Raw genomic sequence first — 20,458 nt, forward strand, 5'->3', positions numbered from 1 at the left:
AACCATGACCGTAGTTAAGACCCCTGTATTAAACGCAGAAGCACTCGCGTTTCACCTACTCCACACGGCATTTCATAAAACATTAACCCTCATACTATTTTTGTTACAAAATAAAGACACGCCGCAATGCTACCCAAAACTATATACCGCGCAAAATATCCCGCTTTTTTAAAGAATTAGTTTGGCCCTACTCTATAAGAGCAACACGTAATGCTCTTACGCCTACACAGCCACCAAACACGCGCACACTCTCTCCTAAAAGAAAGACTCCGCGTTTTAGCGCGCAGACATGGAGCAGATTGTACAGGGCTTTCAAAATTTCAGGCTGACGAGCGGGCAGCGGCTTAGCCGCGCACCCGTTCTCTCATAAGGCCGTATTTTATGGAAAAAAGAGCGCGGCACTAAAATCGCGCAAATACCAAGCGCCGCTTGGAGCAGCTGCCGCTACAGCAGTTTTGTCAGCTTAAGCACAAACCATGTGCCCAGCATGATGATGAAGCAAAGACCGCCTGCTTCTACCGTGCCCCAAGAACCATCGGTCAAAAACATACCCCCTGTGTTCATACCAAAAAAGCCGGTTACAAACGTAGCCGGCAGCATCAAGGTTGTACCAACAGACACAATGTACAGGCGCCTGTTGGTTTCTTCTGCCTGGTTAGACGTTAGTTCATCTTGCAACGAGCGGGCGCGGTCTTGTAAGGCCAAAAGGTCATCAAGGGCAGCATGAACCTGCCGCTGCGAGCGGTCGCGCAGGTCATCTTCTGCCCATTCTGGTAGTTCTAATTCTTCATCACGAAAAATACGGTCTACGGGGGCCAGCACACGCCGCAATTCTGTTGAGCGGCGGCGCACAAGGCCCAAAAGCCCGCTCATGCGGCCTAGGTCTGTGTCTCGGTCGAGCATCAGCAACACGTCTTCAGCGCGGTCGAGCTGGTCGTCTAGCCGGGCAAAGTCACGGCGTAGGGTATCGGCAAATTCAAGCAGGGCCCGGTCAACCAATTTAGCCGGAGAGCGCGGTATAAGCCCGCGTTGCAGCTCATGAAACACAACACCCAGCGCCGGTATTGGGTGCCTGCGGGTTGTTACCAACAGGTCTGGTTGGAGCGCAAAACGCCACGTGCTGACGTTGCGGTCATCATCGGTTGTGGTGTCGTCAAAGGCAGGCAGAGCACCAAAAACGGTTTCTTCCTCACTATCCAGCCGGATACTGCGTTCAAGGTTGGTTAAAACCTGCCGCACTTCTTCCTGAAAGCAGGGAATACTCTCAATTTGCGCACGCGAGAGAGTGTGCACAATGTCAAAATGCAGCCACGCCCAGCCTTCCATCTCTGCATAGGGTGCAGGGAAAGTGCCGGTTGCAAGGCGGTGCATCACCACGTCACGTTCAAGTTCAATGGGGTCTTGGCCGGGGCGGCAGTAAATAGCCCAGATCAGGCCATCACGCAGCAATGTGCCGCCTTCAGAGACAAGGTCAGGCATGGGGGATGAGGTGGTTAAGGCCATCACTCAACGTCCTGCTTCTCGAAATGATGACCCGGCTTGTAAGACTGGTGGAGCGGGTACGTAAAAACGACCAACTCCTTACCAAGCCTTACAGATTCGCTCGCTACATATCACGGGCTGCCAGAGTTACAAAGTAGAGCGTGCTCATACTTGCTTTAACGGGGCCGCACAGGGCGGCGGTTTTGCCCCGCCGCACCCGTAGCAGAGCGCGGGGTAGCTGGCCGGGCAGACTTAAGCGCTGGTGCAGCTGTCACTTCGGCCTCAAGCTGGGCAATACGCTTACGCACGCTCTCCTTAAGTGCCGGAGAGGTGTGTGACTTCATGGAAGCCAAGGTTTCTTTCAGATCACGCAACTGCTTCTGTTTTTCAGCCAAATTCCGACGAATGGGCTGATTATCAGAAAGCTGGCCATGAAAGGCGCGCATGGGACAAACTCCATCTCTCAAAAAACTTTCCCAGCATCAGCAATGCCATACAGAAAGCACACAGAACAAAAACCCCCTGCCCGCATAAAACCAGCAGGCAGAAGGCAACGATCACCCTGAGTATTGGTACAGAGCACACGCAATTTTGCCCCTCTGCCATACTCGCGGCAGAGAGAGAAAAAAGCAGGTGTTCAGCTATTGCGGTGCAGGATGTCCCGCAGGGCTGAGAGCAGCATGTCGCATTGCGGATCGGTTCCGATCGTAATGCGCAACCACGACTGTGTACGCTCACCCCGCAAATGCCGGACAATAATGGCGCGTTCCCGCAGGTTTGCCGCCAGAGTTGCCGCATCGCGGTCAGCGTGGCGAGCATAAACAAAATTCGCCTCAGATGGCAAGACCTCGAACCCAAGTGCAGCCAAACCCGCACTCAAGCGCGTGCGGGAAGCCATGACCTTACCCACACTTTCTTTAAAATAGGCTTCATCTTCTACCGCTGCGGTAGCACCTGCCTGCGCTACGCGGTCTAGCGGGTAAGAGTTAAAACTGTCTTTAATGCGCACCAAACCCTCAATCAGGTCTGGTTGGCCAAAGGCAAAACCAACACGGGCACCAGCAAGTGCCCGAGATTTAGAGAACGTCTGCACAACCAAAAGATTGGGGTAGTCTTGCACTAAAGACACCGCACTTTCGGCCCCAAAATCTACATAGGCTTCATCAATCAGCACAACGCGGTCTGGGTGCATGTCCAAAAGTTGGCGAATAGCCCCAAGCCCCAGCGCTATGCCGGTGGGTGCATTGGGGTTAGCCAGCACCACGCCACTGCACGGGCCTGCGTAGTCTTCAATACGCACCTGCATATCGTCTGCCAAAGGCACCAAGCGGTATGGCAGGTCAAACAAGCCGCAATACACTTTATAAAAGCTGTACGTTACGTCTGCAAAAAGCAGGGGGCCTTCGTGCTCAAAAAAAGCTTTAAAGGCGTGCGCCAGCACCTCGTCTGAGCCATTGCCAACAAACACATGGTCTGGCGTAAGCCCTACCCGCTTACCAAGGGCCGTGCGCAAAGCCAGTGCCTCTGGGTCTGGGTATAGCCGCATAGACGAATCTTCTGCCGCAGCACGCATGGCCGCCAGCGCCTTGGGAGAGGGGCTATAGGGCAGCTCGTTGGTGTTGAGCTTAATAAGATCCGCTATCTTGGGCTGCTCGCCCGGCACGTACGGTGTCAGGCGGTGAACAATGGGGCTCCAGAAACGGCTCATGCTTAACTATCCGCGGTAGAAAAAAAGGGGCAGCGCGTCATGCGTGCTACCCTTCTCCCCTAACGCAAGGCATGAGTGCTGAAAACCCTAGGCCAACGCATAGTGGCCTCTTCGCGCTTAAAAAAGAATGCTCCCCGCCTGTTGGCAAGCAGCATGGCACCCCAAGAGCCGTTAGGCAGCAGTGCCTTTTTCCTTACCCTGCATAAGGGCAAGGAGAGCCGCATTACCCTGCCGCTGTGCCAGATCTATCGCACTCAGGCCTTCGCCATCGCGGTGTGTGGGGCTGGCCCCTGCTTTTAAGAGCAGGCGGGCCATTTCATCACGCCCAAACATAACTGCAAACATTAAGGGGGTGCGGCCTACACCATTGGCAACGTCAACCCCGGCCCCGGCCTCTAGCAGCAAACGGGCTATGGGCAAAAAGCCTTTAAAGGCAACGCCCGCCAGAGCTGTTGCCCCTTTATCATCTTGCAAATCTGGCTTTGCACCGTGCTTGAGCAGCACAGACACGGCATCTGTGTGGCCATTATAGCTGGCCAAAATAAGCGGAGTGTAGCCTTTTTCAGCCCTAAAATCGGGCTTCATGCCAGCCTCAAGAAAACTGGCAAGCAGGTCGGCCTCCCCTTCACGGGCGGCATTTAAAAACAGAGCTTCAATCTGTTGTGGTGTAAATTCACCCACACTCGCCTGAGTAGGGCCCTGAGTAGAAGAAGAAGTCATGAAACAGGCTCCGCGCAGCAAGGACGTTGTAGGACGTAAGGAGAAAACACAGGCCGTTCAGGCTGGGTCTCTTCCTTCACATAACTCTTGGTATAGCGCAAACGCCTAAAACTGTGCAGCGTTTCGCGCAGTCGTTACCCGTGCATACGGTGCAGCCCTGCCGCCCCTCACTTATCTGTGATAAGCGGCGCCGCGCGATAACGCTCTTGCCGAGATGTCCCTGCCCGTGTGATTGTGCGCCCGTGGCGGGCTTTCAGGCTGTTAGTTGCAAAAACAGTCCTGTATGCAATGCCCTCAAATATTTTTGCGGGCCGATAACGCCCACTTAACAGAGGATTAGGTCAGTATGCGCGCCTTATTTCCCACCCCTCTCCGCGCGCCGCACGATGCGGAAGCTGGCGGGACGGCCACTCTCGACACGTTGTGCATCAACACCATTCGTACCCTTTCAATGGACGGTGTGCAAAAGGCTAACTCAGGCCACCCCGGCACTGCTATGGCGCTGGCCCCTGTTGCCTATACTTTGTGGCAAGACATACTGAACTACGACCCAGCAGACCCGCTTTGGCCCAACCGAGACCGCTTTGTGCTGTCTATCGGCCATGCGTCTATGCTCATCTATTCTCTTATCTATCTAGCCGGTGTGCGGCAGGTTACCGCGGGCAAAGCCACAAATGCCCCTGCGTTGACACTGGAAGACCTGCAACAGTTCCGCCAGCTTGATTCCAAAACCCCCGGCCACCCAGAATATGGGCACACAACCGGCGTTGAAACCACAACCGGCCCGCTCGGCCAAGGCTGTGGCAACTCTGTTGGTATGGCCATGGCCGAAAAATGGCTGGCCGCACGCTATAACAAGCCCGGTTTTGAATTGTTCAGCCACCATGTCTACACCCTGTGCGGTGATGGCGACATGATGGAAGGCATCTCAAGCGAAGCTGCCTCTACCGCTGGGCACCTTAAACTCGGCAACCTCGTCTGGATGTACGACGCAAACCGTATTTCCATTGAGGGGTCAACCGACATTGCCCTTACCGAAAATGTAGCTGAACGCTTTGCCGCTTACGGCTGGCAAGTGCTGGAACTGGCCGATGCCAACGACACCACGGCCCTAAAAGAGCTTTTGGCCCAAGCCAAAGCAGACACCACCCGCCCCACCTTTATTCTGGTGCGATCGGTTATTGCATGGGGTGCACCTAACAAAGCTGGCACCGCCGCCGCCCACGGTGAACCACTGGGCGCAGACGAAATTCGTGCCACCAAAAAAGCTTATGGCTGGCCAGAAGACAAAGAATTTTACGTACCAGATGGCGTTTTGGCCCACATGCAAGACGGCCTTGGCGCACGTGGTGCCAAAGCCCATGCTGAATGGCAGAAACTCTTTGCGGCCTACCGCACAGCCCACCCCTCAGAAGCGGCTGAGCTAGACGCAATCTTTAACGGCACCCTGCCAGATGGCTGGGATTCTGCCATTCCCACCTACGAAGCAAGCGAAAAAGGCACAGCCTCACGCGCAAGCTCAGGTGAAGTGCTCAATGCTGTTGCCAGCAAACTACCGTGGCTGCTTGGTGGCTCTGCCGACCTCGCGCCGTCCACCAAAACACTGCTGAAGGGGGAAGAGAGCTTCCAGCCTAAGGAATGGAACGGCTCTTACTCTGGCCGCAATTTCCATTTTGGTGTGCGCGAGCATGCTATGGGGGCCATTGTAAACGGCATGGCTCTCTATGGCCTGCGCCCCTTCTGCGCTGGGTTCCTTATTTTCTCTGACTACATGAAAGCCCCCATTCGTCTGGCGGCCCTCATGAACCAGCCCGTAACCTACGTGTTTACCCACGATTCTATTGGCGTGGGTGAAGATGGGCCAACCCACCAGCCTATCGAGCAGCTTGTACAGCTCCGTGCCACACCGGGCATGACCACCATTCGCCCCGGTGATGCCAACGAAGTGGCCGAGGCATGGCGCTTCCTTATTGCTAAGCAAGATGGCCCGGTTGCACTCGCACTCAGCCGCCAGAACCTCCCCACGCTTGACCGCAGCCGTTATGCCCCAGCCGCTGGGGTTGCCAAAGGTGCTTATGTTCTGGCGTCTTGCACCCAAACGCCCAAGGTTATTCTCATTGCTTCTGGCAGTGAGCTGTCTTTGGCGGTTTCTGCCTATGAAGCCCTAAGCGCAGAGGGCGTACCTGCCCGGGTTGTGTCTATGCCAAGCTGGGAACTTTTTGAGGCTCAGCCACAATCCTACCGTGATGCAGTGTTACCGCCTTCTGTTACGGGGCGCGTTGCTATTGAAGCAGCCTCCTCTATCGGGTGGGACCGCTATACCGGTTTCACGGGCGAAATCATTGCTATGCATGGCTTTGGGGCGTCTGCCCCGGCTGGCAAGTTAATGAGCAAGTTTGGCTTCACACCAGAAGCTGTCTTAGCTGCGGCCCGCCGTCAGGCCCGGTAAAACCTGGCGTGGTTTACCACGTTACAGTGTTGGATTGCATAGATACAGGTTGCCCCGCCTCACACGGGCAGGGCACCGGCAGAAAAGGACGTCGTGTATGACTGCTTCGCACACCAAAGGGGTTAACCCGGTTCAGGCTCTTGCTTCAGTTCAACAGTCTCCGTGGCTCGACTTTATTCGTCGCTCCTTTGTCGAAGACGGCTCACTCGCACGCCTTGTGCAGGAAGATGATGTTCGTGGTGTAACCTCCAACCCCGCCATTTTTCAAAAAGCCATGGGCGAAGGCACAGAGTACGACGCACAGATAAAATCTATCCTTGCGCACGAGATTGTCTCGCCCGGTACGCTGTATGAAAAACTCGCGGTGCAGGACATTAAAACAGCCGCACACGTACTGGCCCCGCTTTACAAAGCCACCAACGCACAAGACGGCTTTGTCAGCCTAGAAGTCTCGCCTTATTTAGCGCGTGACGGGCAAGGCACCGCACATGAGGCCGCCCGCCTGTGGGCAGACGTGTCTGAACCAAACCTAATGATTAAAATTCCGGCCACCCCGGAAAGTGTGCCTGCCATTCGCCAGACTCTGGCCGCAGGCATCAATGTTAACGTCACACTTATTTTTGCACTTTCTGCTTATAAAAATGTGGTTGAGGCATGGCTTGGCGGGTTGGAAGACCTACACAAACAAGGCAAAGACCTCTCACGCGTGGCCTCTGTTGCGTCCTTCTTTGTCAGCCGTATAGATGGCAAAATTGATGCTGAAATAGACCGCCGCATTAAAGCGGGCGATAAAGAGGCAGACGCCCTTAAAGCCATTCGGGGCAAGGTGGCTATTGCCAACGCCAAGCTGGCTTATGTGTATTGGCAAGACATTATCCAGACCCCACGCTGGAAAACCCTAGAAGCCGCAGGGGCACAGCCTCAACGCCTGCTGTGGGCCTCTACCGGCACCAAAGACAAAGCCTATAGCGATGTGTTGTACGTAGACAGCCTGATAGGCCCGCACACCGTCAACACCGTGCCCCCCGCAACGCTTGATGCCTTCCGTGACCACGGCACCGTAAGCGTAACCCTGACCAAAGGCGTAGCCGAAGCCCGCCATGTGCTGGCAGAAGCTGAGCGCCTTGGCCTGAACCTTGATGGCGTAACCAGCACACTGCTGGCTGAGGGTGTAACATCCTTTGAGCAAGCGTTTGATACACTGCTTGGCTCTGTTGCGGCCAAACAAACCGCTTTACTAGGGGATAAACTCACCAGCCTTAAAACCGCCCTACCCGCAGACCTTGAGGCTGCTGTGCAAAAAGGGCTGGAAAACTGGCGTGAACACGGCACCATTCGCAAACTCTGGGCTAAAGACGCCGCAGTCTGGACAAATGGGCCAGAAAGCAAATGGCTCAAATGGCTAGACTGCGTTGAAGAGCGGCTGAGCCACGTTGCAGAGCTTGAGCACTTTCAGGCCGAAGTCAAAGCCCGCGGCTTTAAGCAGGTGCTGCTTATGGGTATGGGTGGCTCCAGCCTTGGCCCAGAAGTGCTGGCAGAAACCTTTGGCAAACACGAAGGCTTTGGCCACCTGTACGTGCTAGACAGCACAGACCCCCAGCAGGTTGCTACGTTTGCAGGCAAAATAGACCCAGCACAGACGCTGTTTATTGTTGCCTCCAAATCTGGCGGCACGCTTGAGCCTAATATTATGCTGGCCTATTTTCATGACCTTGCCAAAAAGGCACTGGGCGCAAAAGCAGGCACGCATTTCGTGGCCATTACAGACCCCGGCTCCAAGCTGGAAGCGCTGGCCACCAAAGAAGGCTTTTGGAAAATTTTTGCAGGCGAGCCTGAAATTGGTGGGCGTTTCTCTGTCCTGTCCAACTTTGGTCTTGTGCCTGCCGCAGCATCTGGCGTTGCGCTTAAGCTGTTTTTAGAAGACGCCCTGCGCGGCGTACGTGCGTGTGATGCCAGCGTACCCCCCGCAGAAAACCCCGGCGTTGTGCTGGGCACCCTTATGGGTGTTGCCGTAACCCAGTTTGGCCGCGACAAGCTAACCGTTATTGCCACCCCACAAATTGCAGAATTTGGGGCCTGGATGGAGCAGCTTATTGCTGAATCAACCGGTAAGCACGGCAAAGGCATTATACCCATTGATGAAGAAACACTGGGTGGCCCTAAACGCTACGGCACAGACCGCCTGTTTGTGTACCTGCGCCTTGCGCCAGAACACCGCCACGAACAAGACGAGGCCATTGCCACCTTAATTGACGCAGGCCAGCCTGTGCTTACCATTACCCTGCACACCAAACGCCAAATTGCGCAGGAATTCTTTAGGTGGGAACTGGCAACAGCTGTTGCAGGCACATATCTTGGCATTAACCCGTTTGACCAACCAGACGTTGAAGCCAGCAAAATTGAAACCCGCAAGCTGACAGAGGCCTACAACAAAACAGGCAGCCTGCCCGCTGAGCAGCCTTTTGCAGAGTTTGGCCCCCTTGCCTTCTTTGCTGATGCAAAAAATGCGGCAGCCCTAAAAGGCAACAGTGCCGAAGCCGTGCTAAAAGCACATTTTGACCGGGTAAAAGCCGGCGATTACGTGGGCCTGCTGGCCTATATTGAACGCGATGCCGCAACCCGGGAATGGATACAGCACACCCGCCTAAAAATTAGGGATGCAAAAACCGTTGCCACAGCCGCAGAGTTTGGCCCACGCTTTTTGCACTCAACTGGCCAAGCTTATAAAGGCGGGCCAGATAGCGGTGTTTTCCTGCAAATTACCGCAGAAGATGCCCACGACCTGCCCGTACCGGGTGAGCGTTACAGCTTTGGCATTGTAAAAGCCGCCCAAGCCCGCGGAGACTTTGACGTGCTGGCCGAGCGTGGCCGCCGTGCCCTGCGCGTGCATATTCGTGGCAGCTTGCAAGATGGGCTGGCAGCGCTGGCCAAAGCCATACACGCGGCAGTGTAATAACCAGACAAAAAGGATAACAGGATGCAAATCGGCATCGTCGGGCTTGGTAGAATGGGCGGCAATATTGCTGTCCGCCTGACACGACACGGGCATGATGTTGTGGTCTATGACCGCGATAGCGCCGCAGTAGAAAAAGTGGTAGCCCGTGCAGAAGCTGGCCGTGCAATAGGGGCCAGCAGTCTGGCCGATGTTGTGGCCAAACTTGCAGGCCCTAAAAAAATTGTCTGGTCTATGTTGCCCGCGGGCGCCATTACCGAAGAAACCGTTATGTCTCTTGCTGGCCTGATGCAAGCTGGAGATATTGTTATTGACGGTGGCAATACCTACTACAAAGACGATATCCGCCGGGCCAAAACACTGGCCGAAAAAGGCATCGATTATATTGATGTTGGTACATCTGGCGGCGTGTGGGGCCTAGAACGTGGCTATTGCATGATGTATGGCGGCGCAAAAGCCGCGGCAGAGCATATTGACCCCATTCTGGCAGCCCTTGCCCCCGGCATTGGCGATATTGGCCGCACCCCAGGGCGCGATAACGGCAAAGACCTAGACCCCCGCGCCGAGCAGGGCTACCTGTATTGCGGCCCGGCTGGCTCTGGCCACTTTGTTAAAATGGTTCATAACGGCATTGAATACGGCATGATGCAGGCCTTTGCTGAAGGCTTTGATGTTATGTACCGCAAAGACTCCCCCCTTCTGGCCGAAGAAGAACGCTTCTCGCTTAACATGGCAGATATTGCCGAAGTGTGGCGGCGTGGCAGCGTGGTGTCTTCTTGGTTGCTTGACCTCACGGCACAAGCACTCACCAAAAATGGTGACCTGTCAGAATTCTCCGGTCAGGTGAGCGATTCCGGCGAAGGCCGCTGGACGATTGAAGCCGCAATTGAAGAAGCCGTACCCGTACCAGTTATGACCGCCGCTTTGTTCACACGCTTCCGCTCACGCTCAGAGAACACCTTTGCAGAAAAAGTGCTCTCGGCCATGCGCTTTGGCTTTGGCGGCCACGTTGAAACCAAAGACTAATTAGAACGTACCATAAAACGTTCAAGCAGGAAGAGAAACGCCTCCCTTGTCGGCACTGCTGCTGGGGGTTACGGTTCTCTTCCTGCATTTTTCTGAAGGAGCACGGGCCTGCATGACACTTCAAACACGCCCCGGCCACTCCAACAGGCCAGACCCTGCGGCACATATTAAACTTGTTGTGTCAGATATGGATGGCACTCTGCTTACACCCCAAAAGCAAGTTACCCACCACACGCTCAATGCCATAACCGCACTCAGGCACGCTGGGGTGCCCGTCTGCCTTGTGAGCAGTCGCCCTGCCTCGGGCATAGAAATGTATCTTGAAGCGCTTAAGCTCGATACACCTTACGGCGCGTTAAATGGCGGCAGTATTTTCAACCCCGACCGCTCCCTGCGCTCACAACTCACTCTTCCTACAGATATCGTGCAAGAAGCACTGGGCCTCTTACAGGGGCATAATATTGATGCCTGGCTCTTTCGTGGGCATGAGTGGGTTATTACTAACGCGGCCAGCCCTTATGTAGAGCCAGAAAGCCGGGCCATAAAACAAACGCCCAATATTGTACCCTCTTTTAAAACTATGCTGGCAGGGGTGGGAAAAATTACCGCGTCTTCTAGCAATTATGATGCCATAACCCAGCAAGAAGCCGAAATTGGCGCGCTCCTAAAGGGCCGTGCCTGCGTTGCACAGTCTGCCCCGTTTTACCTTGATATTACGCCACTCAATGCCAACAAAGGCTACGCCCTGCACCAGTTGGCAGACTTTTACGGCATAGCCCCGCACGAAGTTGCCTGCTTAGGGGATATGAACAACGACCTGCCCATGTTTAAAGCCGCAGGTATGGCCATTGCCATGGGGCAAGCTACCCAAACTGTTAAAGACCAAGCCCATTTTGTAACAGCCGCCAACACGGCTGAAGGCTGGAGCAAAGCCGTAACAGAGTATATTTTGCCACGCGCTGCCAAGGCCGACTAAAGAACCAACTGGCACGCCTGCGTGTTGTTATGCAGTTAGGCTCCTGCGCATTTTGTATTGTGTTGTAGTTGACATCATGCCGCCACAAGCCAACAAAGCGGCTTACGGCCATTGCCGCGTGCTGTATGCCAAAATAAGGAGCCACCATGACCGGACAGAACACCCGCACAGCCGAGGTTCAAGTTTTTGCCGACAGGGCGGCCATTACCCACTATTTGGCAGACTGGCTTTTGCAACAAGCCGTAGCAAAAACCAGCGGCCCCTTTGTTATTGCTCTCTCAGGCGGCAGCACACCACAAGCCCTTTATAGCCTTATGGCGCAAGAACCCTACGCAAGCCGTTTTCCGTGGGCACGTATGCAGTTCTTTTTAGGCGATGACCGCTTTTTACCGCATGACCACCCAGACAGTAACTCTGGCATGCTACACCGCCTACTGTTCTCACGCGTGCCGGTACCCGCCGCCAACGTGCATGCCATGCCCGCAACTGGCACCCCAGAAGATGCCGCCCATGCTTACGAAACACTGCTTAAACAGTTTTACGGAGCAGACAGGTTTGAGCCAAACCGCCCCCTGTTTGACGTAAACCTGCTTGGCCTTGGCGCAGATGGGCATACGGCCTCTCTCTTTCCCGGCCAGCCTGTGTTGCAGGAAAAAACCGCTTGGGTTGCCCCGTGCATACCACCGGCAGCCCCCTATACCCGCCTAACGCTTACTTACCCCGCCATTCATGCCAGCCGCCACGTTGTGTTTATGGTAGAGGGTGCGGGCAAAAAAGAGGCCCTTGCCAAAGTACGGGCACAAGACCCCACCTGCCCGGCAAGCGCTATCACGGCTATGGGTGATGTACGCTGGTTAATAGACACCGCCGCAGCACCAGCCCTTTAAAGCACCACCCTAGCTACGCTCATAAAAAGACCACCCCTTAAGGAAAACACGCCACCATGACCGGCCAAACCCCAGACCCCGCAGCCCAATTTAAACAACAGGCAGCAGAATATGCCGCAGCCTTTGTAAAAGACGGCATGGCCGTTGGCCTTGGCACTGGCTCCACCGCTAAATTTGTTGTGGCAGAACTCGGCCGCCGCATGCGCGAAGAGGGATTGCGTTTTTGCGCCATTCCCACCTCAGACGCCACAGAAGCTCAAGCGCGTGAGGAAGGTATTCCTCTCACCACCTTTGCCCAGCACCCCTACCTAGATCTGGCAATTGATGGCGCAGATGAAATTGAGCCGGTCACCCTTAATCTGGTTAAAGGCCGTGGTGGTGCGCTCCTGCGTGAAAAAATTGTTGCCGCCGCGGCCAAACAGTTTGTTGTGGTGGCAGATGCCAGCAAATATGTAGACCACCTTGGCATGCTCTGCCCCGTACCGGTTGAGGTTGTACCCTTTGGCTGGGAAAGTGCCGCTGCCCGCTTGGCAGCACTTGGCGCACAGGTTGCCCCACGCAAACATGCCAATGGGTCTTTTTATCTCACTGATGAGAAAAACCTAATTATGGATTGCATATTTGGGCCAATTACAGACCCAGATGCCCTGAGCCGCTCTATTTATGCTATTGTTGGCGTTATTGAGCACGGCCTGTTTTTACACATGGCAACCCAAACCATTACCGCAGGGCCAGAAGGCATCAAGGTACTGGACGTTTCTGGCTCTTCAACACAAGGCTAAAAACCATGTCCCCCACGCAACCAGTCGCACACAATATTCCTAAAGAGCTTCTGGTTGTTATGGGGGTTTCTGGCTCTGGCAAAACCACTATTGCCAAAGGGTTGCAAAACGCTCTGGGCTGGCCCTTTCAGGAAGGGGATTCTCTGCACCCCGCCCAAAACGTAGCCAAAATGGCATCTGGCCAGCCCCTTACAACAGAAGACCGTTGGCCATGGCTTATTGCCTGCCGCACATGGCTAGAGCAATGCGCCACCCAGCAAACCGGGGGCATACTCACCTGCTCTGCCTTAAAACGCGACTATAGAGACCTGCTGCGCGCTACAGGCCTAACACCCATTTTTATATACCTGCACACCAGCACAGATATTTTATTAAACCGCTTAAAAAACCGCCAAGGCCATTATATGCCTGCAAGCCTGCTACCCAGCCAGCTTGAAACCCTAGAACCACCCATGCCAGATGAGCGCACACTCACCATAGACAGCGCCACCCCGCCGCCCCAAACTATTGCAGAAATTATTAGCCATCTTTCACGCCGTTAACCCATATACAGGGTTTATTGCGGCACGTTTGCAGGGGGCATCTTATGGGCCATAATTACGCAAAACCATTATCATCTGGGCAAAAACTAGAGCGGCTTTTAGCCCGTATTCCCACCCACTGGGTTATTAAACTAGAGCGCCAACCGGGTACTGCCACATGGCGCGCCCTCACCCACGCCCCAGAGCAAGAAGGGCAATGGAGTGCTACCCACCAAGACCCGGCAGACGCCCTAGAAGATACATGGCGCAAAAACAGAACGGTTTTGGCCTAACCTCTGGCTAACCCAGCTATTTTACAAACATTGCTATAACTTATGGTTGTACCGTAGCGGCACGCCACCCCTTTACCCCACTCCAACACGGGCTACCACCCTGCTGCTACCAAACCACCTAGGCCACTCCACACACTGGCTAGGTAAGGCTGCCTGCTATGGCGCGGCACTCTGTTATTATTAGCCACAACGCCATGTGGCACATGCGGCGTAAACACACCCCTTAATACCAACCACAACCACGCAATGCCCCCACACAAAACATGCGCTGGCGTGTTGCCCCTCTCCGTTCTATATTTTACCCTATACAGACCAATTTTATACAAGGGTGCTTCATGCGGTTTTCTCTGTCTTTGGCAAGCATGTGCCGTACAACCGCCACCAAAGCGCACAAAGCCAGCCTTTTGCTCTGCTGCACGCTTGGTCTAGGCTTTGCACCCTCTTTTACCCCGGCCTTGGCCCGTAACGTTACGGATATGTCTGGCACAGTTGTAAACGTGCCAGACACCCCTACCGCCATTGCAGACCTTTGGTTTGCCCATAACGAAATTTTGGTCATGCTCGGTGCCGCCGCCAAAATTAAAGTAACGGCTGAAAACCCCAAAGACAGCCCGTGGCTGTTTAAAGTGGCCCCCGTGCTGCTAAGCGCACGCACAGGGGTACGCCCAGAAAGCGCCAACCCAGAAGACCTGCTGGCCCGTAAAATTGATCTGGTTTTTGTACCGCAACGCGCCACGGCTGAAACCTTGCGCCATGCCAGCCTACCCACGCTTGATGCGCATTATGCCACCTTACCAGACATGCTGCGCTCTCTAGACATGACAGCCCAAGCCCTTGGTACGCCAGAAGCCCACAACACAGCACATCTTTACCGTAGCCAGATGGAGCATATGCTGGCCCTGCTGCAAAGCCGTACAGCCCCCCTGCCAGCCACCGCCCGCCCAAGAGTGCTACACATAGCCCGCCTAAACCCTTTACAAATTGATGGCACCAACACACTCATTGATAGCTGGATCACGGCCGCAGGCGGGCAAAACGCCGCCACAGTTTCTGGCAACCATAAACCCACAACGTTTGAACAAATTGCAGCGTGGAACCCAGACCTTATTATACTCGGGGCCACCGCAGGCTTACCCGCACAAGACGCGCCGCTACGCAGCCTGCCAGCTTTTGCAAAAGGCCACTGGGCCGTTAACCCCCAAGGCGTTTTTTCATGGGACCGATACGGGTGTGAAGAACTGCTCCAGCTTGAATGGGCCGCCAAACTCTTCCACCCCACCCTTTTTACAGACCTTAATTTACCACACGACGTAAAAGCGTTTTACCGCACGTTTTTTCATTACACGCTCAATGACGATGACACCGCTCGTATTCTGGCTGCCCGCCCTCCGGCTCCATAACAGGGCCGCTTCCTCTTTTTAAAAGCCGCACAGACTACAGGTTTGTGAAACACTGCCCTTTTGCACAAAAACATCTTTGCCTGCACCCATAAGTGCAGGCATGATACGCACGTGACACACCAACTGGCATATATTCTGCCTGCTGTGCAGCAGCCATCATGACCGGGCTGCTAGACCACATGCGCACCCACGCAACACCGCCCCGTTTTTTGGCGGCCTTGCGGGCTTTGGTACGCACAGACTCTCTTTGGCTTATTGCCCTTGCCGCCATAACTGGCATTCTTGCTGGCTGTGTTGTAAGCGCCATGACCGCCACCACTTTACTGGCCCACCAACTTTTAGCGCCCGGCGCAGGCCGGTTGTCTGGCCTAAAAGCTATAGACCCAGTACGGGCTTTACTGGTGCCCACTTTGGGGGGGCTTTTATTAGGGGGCGTTGGCGCACTGCTCGCCCGCAACAGGCGCTTTACCCCAATAGACCCCGTAGAAGCCAACGCCTTGCATGGTGGCCGCATGTCTTTGCGCGACAGCTTGCTGGTGGCCTTGCAAACCGTTCTCTCCAACGGCTGTGGGGCATCTTTGGGGCTAGAGGCCGGGTTTAGCCAGTTAGGAGCAGCCTTTGGGTCGCGCATTGGGCGGCAGTTGCGTATGCACCGGGCCGATGTACGCCTGCTTGTTGGCTGCGGTGCCGCCGGAGCAATTGGGGCCGCGTTTGATGCCCCCCTGGCCGGAGCTTTTTACGCGTTTGAGCTTATTATTGGCACGTACACCCTCTCGGCCCTTGCCCCTATTGCGTTGGCAGCCATAGCGGCCCTTGGTGTTGTACATGCCACGGGCATGGTTACCCCCTCGGTTCTGGTGTCAACGCCTGTGCGTATTCCGGCCGTTGCTTATGTGCCTATTGCTGGCCTTGGTATTGTTGCAGCCTTTGTGGGTATTGCCCTTATGCGCGCTGTCACCTTAACCGAGCAGGCCATGCGCACACTACCGCTACCAGAGTGGCTTAAACCTGCCTTGGGGGGCTTGCTGGTTGGGCTGTTAGCCCTCATCTCGCCCTCCGTGCTGTCTTCTGGCCACATGGCCATGCAAATGGGGCTTATTAGTACGCCACCACTGCTTTTGGCCGCCGGCTTGCTGGGGCTTAAAGCCTTGGCCTCGGCCATTTCTATTGGGTCTGGCTTTAGAGGAGGGCTGTTTTTTGCGTCTCTTTATCTAGGGGTTTTAACAGGCGCTGTTTTTGCCGGGGTGCTGGCCCCTATTATGGCGTTGCCGGTTTCGGTTTGCTCTGTTGTGGGCATGTGCGCTCTGGCTGTAGCCGTTATTGGCGGCCCCATGACCATGATTTTTCTGGCTCTTGAAACAACCGGCAGCCTCCCCCTTACCAGTGCGGTTATGGTCTCGGCCATTTTATCTTCCATGACCGTGCGCCGCACTTTTGGGTATTCCTTTGCGACATGGCGCTTTCATTTACGCGGTGAAAATATACGCTCTGGCGTAGATGTTGGCTGGATGCGCAGCCTAACCGTAGCCCGCATGATGCGTACCGAAGTGCCAACCCTACCCGCCACGGCTACCGTAGCCACAGCACGAGACACCTACCCCGGCGCAACCCCGCGCTACATTATTTTGCGCGACGCACACCGCCGCTATGTAGGGCTTATTGAAAACACACAACTACATGCCCGGCACTATGCAGACACAACCCCCGTCACCGCCTTAGTGCAAACTGGGGATGAAACCCTCTCGCCTGATACATCACTGTCCTGCGCGTTAGATAGTTTTGAGCGCACCACCCGCCCTGCTCTAGCTGTTACAAACGAAAATGGTATGGTGTTGGGCTTATTAAGCGAGCGCTACGTTTTGCGCCGCTACGCAGAAGAGCTTGAACGCACCCGCCGCGAACTAGCCGGCGAAAAACACAAACATTGAAAACCCCCATGAGCCTCAACACCGTCTCCCCCGCTATCAAGCACGATGTTGCACAACGCCTTAAAACGCTTGAGCGACAAGAAAACATGCATATTCTGTTGGCCGTTGAATCTGGCTCTCGGGCCTGGGGTTTCCCTTCCCCCGACAGTGATTACGATATTCGCTTTGTGTATATCCGCCCGCGAGATTGGTATCTTCAACTCCACCCCGGCCGAGACGTTATAGAAACCCCAATAGAAAATGATATTGACCTAAACGGGTGGGACATACGCAAAGCCCTGCTGCTTTTGCTCAAGTCCAACGCGGTTATAAGTGAATGGATAGATTCCCCCATTCGCTACCTGCCAGACCACCCCGTTGTGCAGCACCTCAGCCAACTAGCCGACACCGTGCTCAATGCCCGCGGCCTCGCCCACCATTATGCAAGCCTTGGCAACAACGCAGCAGAGCGGTGGCTTACTTCTGACGGCCCCGTGCCCGTTAAAAAATACTTTTATGCGCTCCGCCCGGCTCTTGCCATACGCTGCCTGCGCCTAGCGCCCCACAGCCGCCCGCCCATGAACCTGCAAGCCCTTGTTGAACGCGCCACTCTTACCCCCGCCCTGCAAGAAGACATAGCCACGCTGGTTGCTGCCAAAGCCCGTACAAACGAGCGCCACAACACAGCCCGCCTACCGGCCCTAGAAGCCCTTATTAAAGACGAACTTCACCGCGCACCCGAAATACCAGCCCATACCACCTGCAATGCCACACAAGCTCTGGCACAAAGCAATCAGATTTTTCTTGATCTCGTAAACAGCTTCCCGGCATCGTAGAGGGCACACGAAAAAGGCCAAAGCCCAGACAAATTTCTGACGCCTGGCCTTTAAGGCCTTACCCTTTTAACCCTTGCCAGCAACAGGATTTCCCCATGTCCATCAACACCTCTTCTGATGGGCGTCTTGTGCATTTTCCCGGCAAAACGGTGCTCTCTCGGCAAGAGGCTATGCATTATTTAGGGGTAAGCCGTATGGCATTTTTGGCCCTACGCACCCTACGCTGCACCCCCCGCCCCCGCCAGCTAGACGGCCGCTCTGTCTACCGGGAAGAAGAGCTGGAGCGTTTCAAAACAGGGTTATTGCAGGCTGTGGGCGTAAGCCAAACAGATACCCCTTACCAACAAACGCGACACACCCCACACTTGCCCCCTTTACAAGCCCAGCCAGCCCCCCAAACACCGCCCGCACCCCATATTGACCCGCTTATGCAACTGCTAGCCCGTGCGGCTATACGGCACAGGGTTGTTTTGCTGGTATTGTGGGGCATGGTTTTTGTTGGTGGGCTGTGTACGCTCATTTTATTTTAACCCTACGCACATACCCCACCTACCAAAGACGTGAAGGCCACCCCCCTTTAGGTTGGCAACAAATTGCGGCTTGATACACTTGGTTTTGCACACTCTAAAGAACCGAGCCATGCCCACACAAAGTCTGCCCCACGCCACCATGCAAGCAGTATGCTACACTCAGCCCGGCGCGGCTGAGGTTATGCACCTAGAAAGCCTGCCCGTGCCCCAACCCGGCCGGGGCGAGGTCTTGGTACGTGTCTTAGCCGCAGGTGTTAACCGGCCAGACCTCATGCAACGCCAAGGACTTTACCCGCCACCGCCCGGTGCCAACCCCCGCCTTGGCCTTGAAGTAGCAGGCGAGGTTATAGCCACAGGCCCAGCACTAGAGGGCCAACACATGCCCGCATTAGGTAGCCGCGTGTGCGCTTTGGCCAATGGCGGCGGTTATGCCACCTACTGCCTAGTGCCCGCTGGCCAGTGCCTACCGTGGCCAGAAGGGTTTGACGCCATACAGGCTGCCGCCTTGCCAGAAACCTATTTTACCGTGTGGTCTAACCTGTTTATGCCCACCATTATGGCACCGGGCACCCGCGTGCTTATTCATGGTGGGGCAAGTGGTATTGGCACAACCGCCATACAGCTTGTTAAGGCGTTTGGCGGGCACCCGTTTGCAACCGCTGGCAGCACAGAAAAATGCGCTCTCTGCACAAGCCTTGGGGCCAAGGCCATAAACTACAAAGAAGAAGACTTTGCAGAACGCCTACACACCCTTACCCAAGGCCGCGGCGTTAACCTGATTTTGGATATGATTGGCGGCGCCTATCTCGACCGCAACCTAAAAAGCCTGTCACCTGATGGGCGCCTGGTGATTATTGCCCTGCAAGGCGGCGCCAAAGCCGAAAAAGCAGACTTGGCCCGTATCATGACCCGCCGCCTTACCGTAACCGGCAGCACCCTGCGCGCCCGAGATGCCACAGCGAAAGGCCGCATAGCCCGGCAGTTACAAGAGCATGTCTGGCCCTTACTGGCTGAGGGCCAAGTGCGCCCCCTTATTCATGCCGTGTTCCCGCTTTCACAAGTTGTTGCGGCCCATAAGGCGTTAGAAGAAGGGCAGCATTGCGGTAAAATTATTCTGGTGCCAGACCATACACAATAAGGCCCATAAGGCACGAATACCCCCTACCCGGTAGAAGGGTGCCTTTTCTTTGCAGGATCAGCTAGAGTAAACGTTAAGCCTATTCTAGCGAAACTGCACCGTTGGGTGCAGTATGCGTTGTTTGCCTCTGACCTCGATCTATGAGAAGTCCTGTATTGTTATGGTGACACCCTCCGCTCTGGTAGACAGACTGGCGCAAGTGCGCGCTCAGATCGAAACCGCCGCACGCCACGCCCACCGAGACCCCAACGCGGTCACGCTGGTGGCGGTCTCCAAATTTCACCCTGCCAGCAGTGTGCAAGAGGCACTGGCGGCAGGCCAGCGTGTATTTGGTGAAAACCGGGTGCAAGAAGCCGCCGCTAAATTTCCCGCCTTACGCGCCCAATACCCAGATATAAGGCTGCACCTTATTGGCGGCCTGCAAACCAACAAAGCCAAAGACGCCGTGCAGCTGGCAGACATGATAGAAAGCCTAGACCGCCCTGCACTGGCAGATGCCCTCGCCAAAGCAGCAGACAGCGTGGGCCGCATGCCCGACTTGTTGATAGAAGTAAATACCGGCGACGAACCCCAGAAATTTGGTGTACCAAAAGAGCAGGCAGATGCGTTTATACGCACCTGCCGCCAGCGTTTTGGCACCAGCCTTAAAGGGCTTATGTGCATACCCCCCGCAACCCAAGACCCCACGCCCCATTTCCAGCTTTTGCGCAGCATGGCGCAAACACATGGGCTGCCCGTGCTGTCTATGGGGATGTCGGCAGATTACCCGCAGGCTATTGCCCAAGGCGCTACCCTTGTGCGCGTTGGCACCGCCATTTTTGGCGCACGCCCTGCCACGCCTTAACATAAA

Annotated in this window: 18 protein-coding genes; 14 read left to right on the forward strand and 4 right to left on the reverse strand. The window is 55.2% G+C overall.

The features are described 5' to 3' along the window. Positions 1-444 precede the first annotated feature (444 nt). The 4 genes from Abor_RS04410 to Abor_RS04425 all read right to left on the reverse strand — a co-directional run bounded on the left by Abor_RS04410 (position 445) and on the right by Abor_RS04425 (position 3,910). Positions 445-1,503: a transporter gene (locus Abor_RS04410; RefSeq protein WP_048840614.1), complete on the reverse strand. Its 1,059-nt coding sequence runs from the start codon at positions 1,501-1,503 to the stop codon at positions 445-447. A 155-nt stretch (positions 1,504-1,658) separates the two neighbouring features. Further along, a complete protein-coding gene (locus Abor_RS04415) occupies positions 1,659-1,928 on the reverse strand; it encodes a hypothetical protein (RefSeq protein ID WP_048840615.1) in 270 nt (89 codons plus the stop codon). A gap of 191 nt (positions 1,929-2,119) precedes the next feature. Next, positions 2,120-3,190: a histidinol-phosphate transaminase gene (hisC, locus tag Abor_RS04420; RefSeq protein ID WP_048840616.1), complete on the reverse strand. Its 1,071-nt coding sequence runs from the start codon at positions 3,188-3,190 to the stop codon at positions 2,120-2,122. A 171-nt stretch (positions 3,191-3,361) separates the two neighbouring features. Then, entirely contained in the window at positions 3,362-3,910 is a 549-nt protein-coding gene (locus tag Abor_RS04425; protein WP_048840617.1) for an ankyrin repeat domain-containing protein, read from the reverse strand. A 346-nt stretch (positions 3,911-4,256) separates the two neighbouring features. Between Abor_RS04425 and tkt the strand changes: the two genes are divergently transcribed. From tkt to Abor_RS04495, 14 genes are all read left to right on the forward strand, one after another. Next, positions 4,257-6,359: a transketolase gene (gene tkt, locus Abor_RS04430; RefSeq protein WP_048840618.1), complete on the forward strand. Its 2,103-nt coding sequence runs from the start codon at positions 4,257-4,259 to the stop codon at positions 6,357-6,359. Between the two features lie 97 nt (positions 6,360-6,456). Continuing rightward, the gene (locus Abor_RS04435) at positions 6,457-9,312 is read left to right on the forward strand and encodes a bifunctional transaldolase/phosoglucose isomerase (RefSeq protein WP_048840619.1); all 2,856 of its coding nucleotides are present in this window, start codon (positions 6,457-6,459) and stop codon (positions 9,310-9,312) included. A 24-nt stretch (positions 9,313-9,336) separates the two neighbouring features. After that, positions 9,337-10,338, forward strand: a complete 1,002-nt coding sequence (gene gnd / locus Abor_RS04440; RefSeq protein WP_048840620.1) for a phosphogluconate dehydrogenase (NAD(+)-dependent, decarboxylating) — start codon at positions 9,337-9,339, stop codon at positions 10,336-10,338. A 112-nt stretch (positions 10,339-10,450) separates the two neighbouring features. Then, entirely contained in the window at positions 10,451-11,314 is an 864-nt protein-coding gene (locus tag Abor_RS04445; protein WP_048840695.1) for a Cof-type HAD-IIB family hydrolase, read from the forward strand. A gap of 146 nt (positions 11,315-11,460) precedes the next feature. Then, complete coding sequence (gene pgl / locus Abor_RS04450) at positions 11,461-12,201, forward strand: 6-phosphogluconolactonase (protein WP_048840621.1); 741 nt, start codon at positions 11,461-11,463, stop codon at positions 12,199-12,201. A gap of 56 nt (positions 12,202-12,257) precedes the next feature. Further along, positions 12,258-12,983 carry a ribose-5-phosphate isomerase RpiA gene (rpiA, locus tag Abor_RS04455; RefSeq protein WP_048840622.1) on the forward strand — a complete coding sequence of 242 codons (726 nt, stop codon included), beginning with the start codon at positions 12,258-12,260 and terminating at the stop codon, positions 12,981-12,983. 5 nt (positions 12,984-12,988) lie between these two features. Continuing rightward, the gene (locus Abor_RS04460) at positions 12,989-13,525 is read left to right on the forward strand and encodes a gluconokinase (protein ID WP_048840623.1); all 537 of its coding nucleotides are present in this window, start codon (positions 12,989-12,991) and stop codon (positions 13,523-13,525) included. Positions 13,526-13,569: 44 nt separating this feature from the next. Continuing rightward, positions 13,570-13,797, forward strand: coding sequence for a hypothetical protein (locus tag Abor_RS04465; RefSeq protein ID WP_048840624.1), 228 nt, complete (start codon positions 13,570-13,572; stop codon positions 13,795-13,797). 335 nt (positions 13,798-14,132) lie between these two features. Beyond that, a complete protein-coding gene (locus Abor_RS04470; protein ID WP_232015168.1) occupies positions 14,133-15,197 on the forward strand; it encodes an ABC transporter substrate-binding protein in 1,065 nt (354 codons plus the stop codon). A 158-nt stretch (positions 15,198-15,355) separates the two neighbouring features. Then, a complete protein-coding gene (locus Abor_RS04475; protein ID WP_048840625.1) occupies positions 15,356-17,125 on the forward strand; it encodes a chloride channel protein in 1,770 nt (589 codons plus the stop codon). Between the two features lie 8 nt (positions 17,126-17,133). Beyond that, positions 17,134-17,940: a nucleotidyltransferase domain-containing protein gene (locus Abor_RS04480; protein WP_126621164.1), complete on the forward strand. Its 807-nt coding sequence runs from the start codon at positions 17,134-17,136 to the stop codon at positions 17,938-17,940. 95 nt (positions 17,941-18,035) lie between these two features. Then, positions 18,036-18,470, forward strand: a complete 435-nt coding sequence (locus Abor_RS04485; RefSeq protein WP_048840626.1) for a helix-turn-helix transcriptional regulator — start codon at positions 18,036-18,038, stop codon at positions 18,468-18,470. Between the two features lie 109 nt (positions 18,471-18,579). Further along, on the forward strand, positions 18,580-19,608 hold the full coding sequence (locus Abor_RS04490; RefSeq protein ID WP_048840627.1) for an NAD(P)H-quinone oxidoreductase: 1,029 nt from the start codon (positions 18,580-18,582) through the stop codon (positions 19,606-19,608). A gap of 160 nt (positions 19,609-19,768) precedes the next feature. After that, positions 19,769-20,452 (forward strand): YggS family pyridoxal phosphate-dependent enzyme, encoded by a 684-nt coding sequence (locus Abor_RS04495; RefSeq protein ID WP_048840628.1) that lies wholly within the window; start codon positions 19,769-19,771, stop codon positions 20,450-20,452. Positions 20,453-20,458 lie beyond the last annotated feature (6 nt).

Source organism: Acetobacter orientalis (genome assembly GCF_000963965.1).
Classification (GTDB): Bacteria; Pseudomonadota; Alphaproteobacteria; order Acetobacterales; family Acetobacteraceae; genus Acetobacter; species Acetobacter orientalis.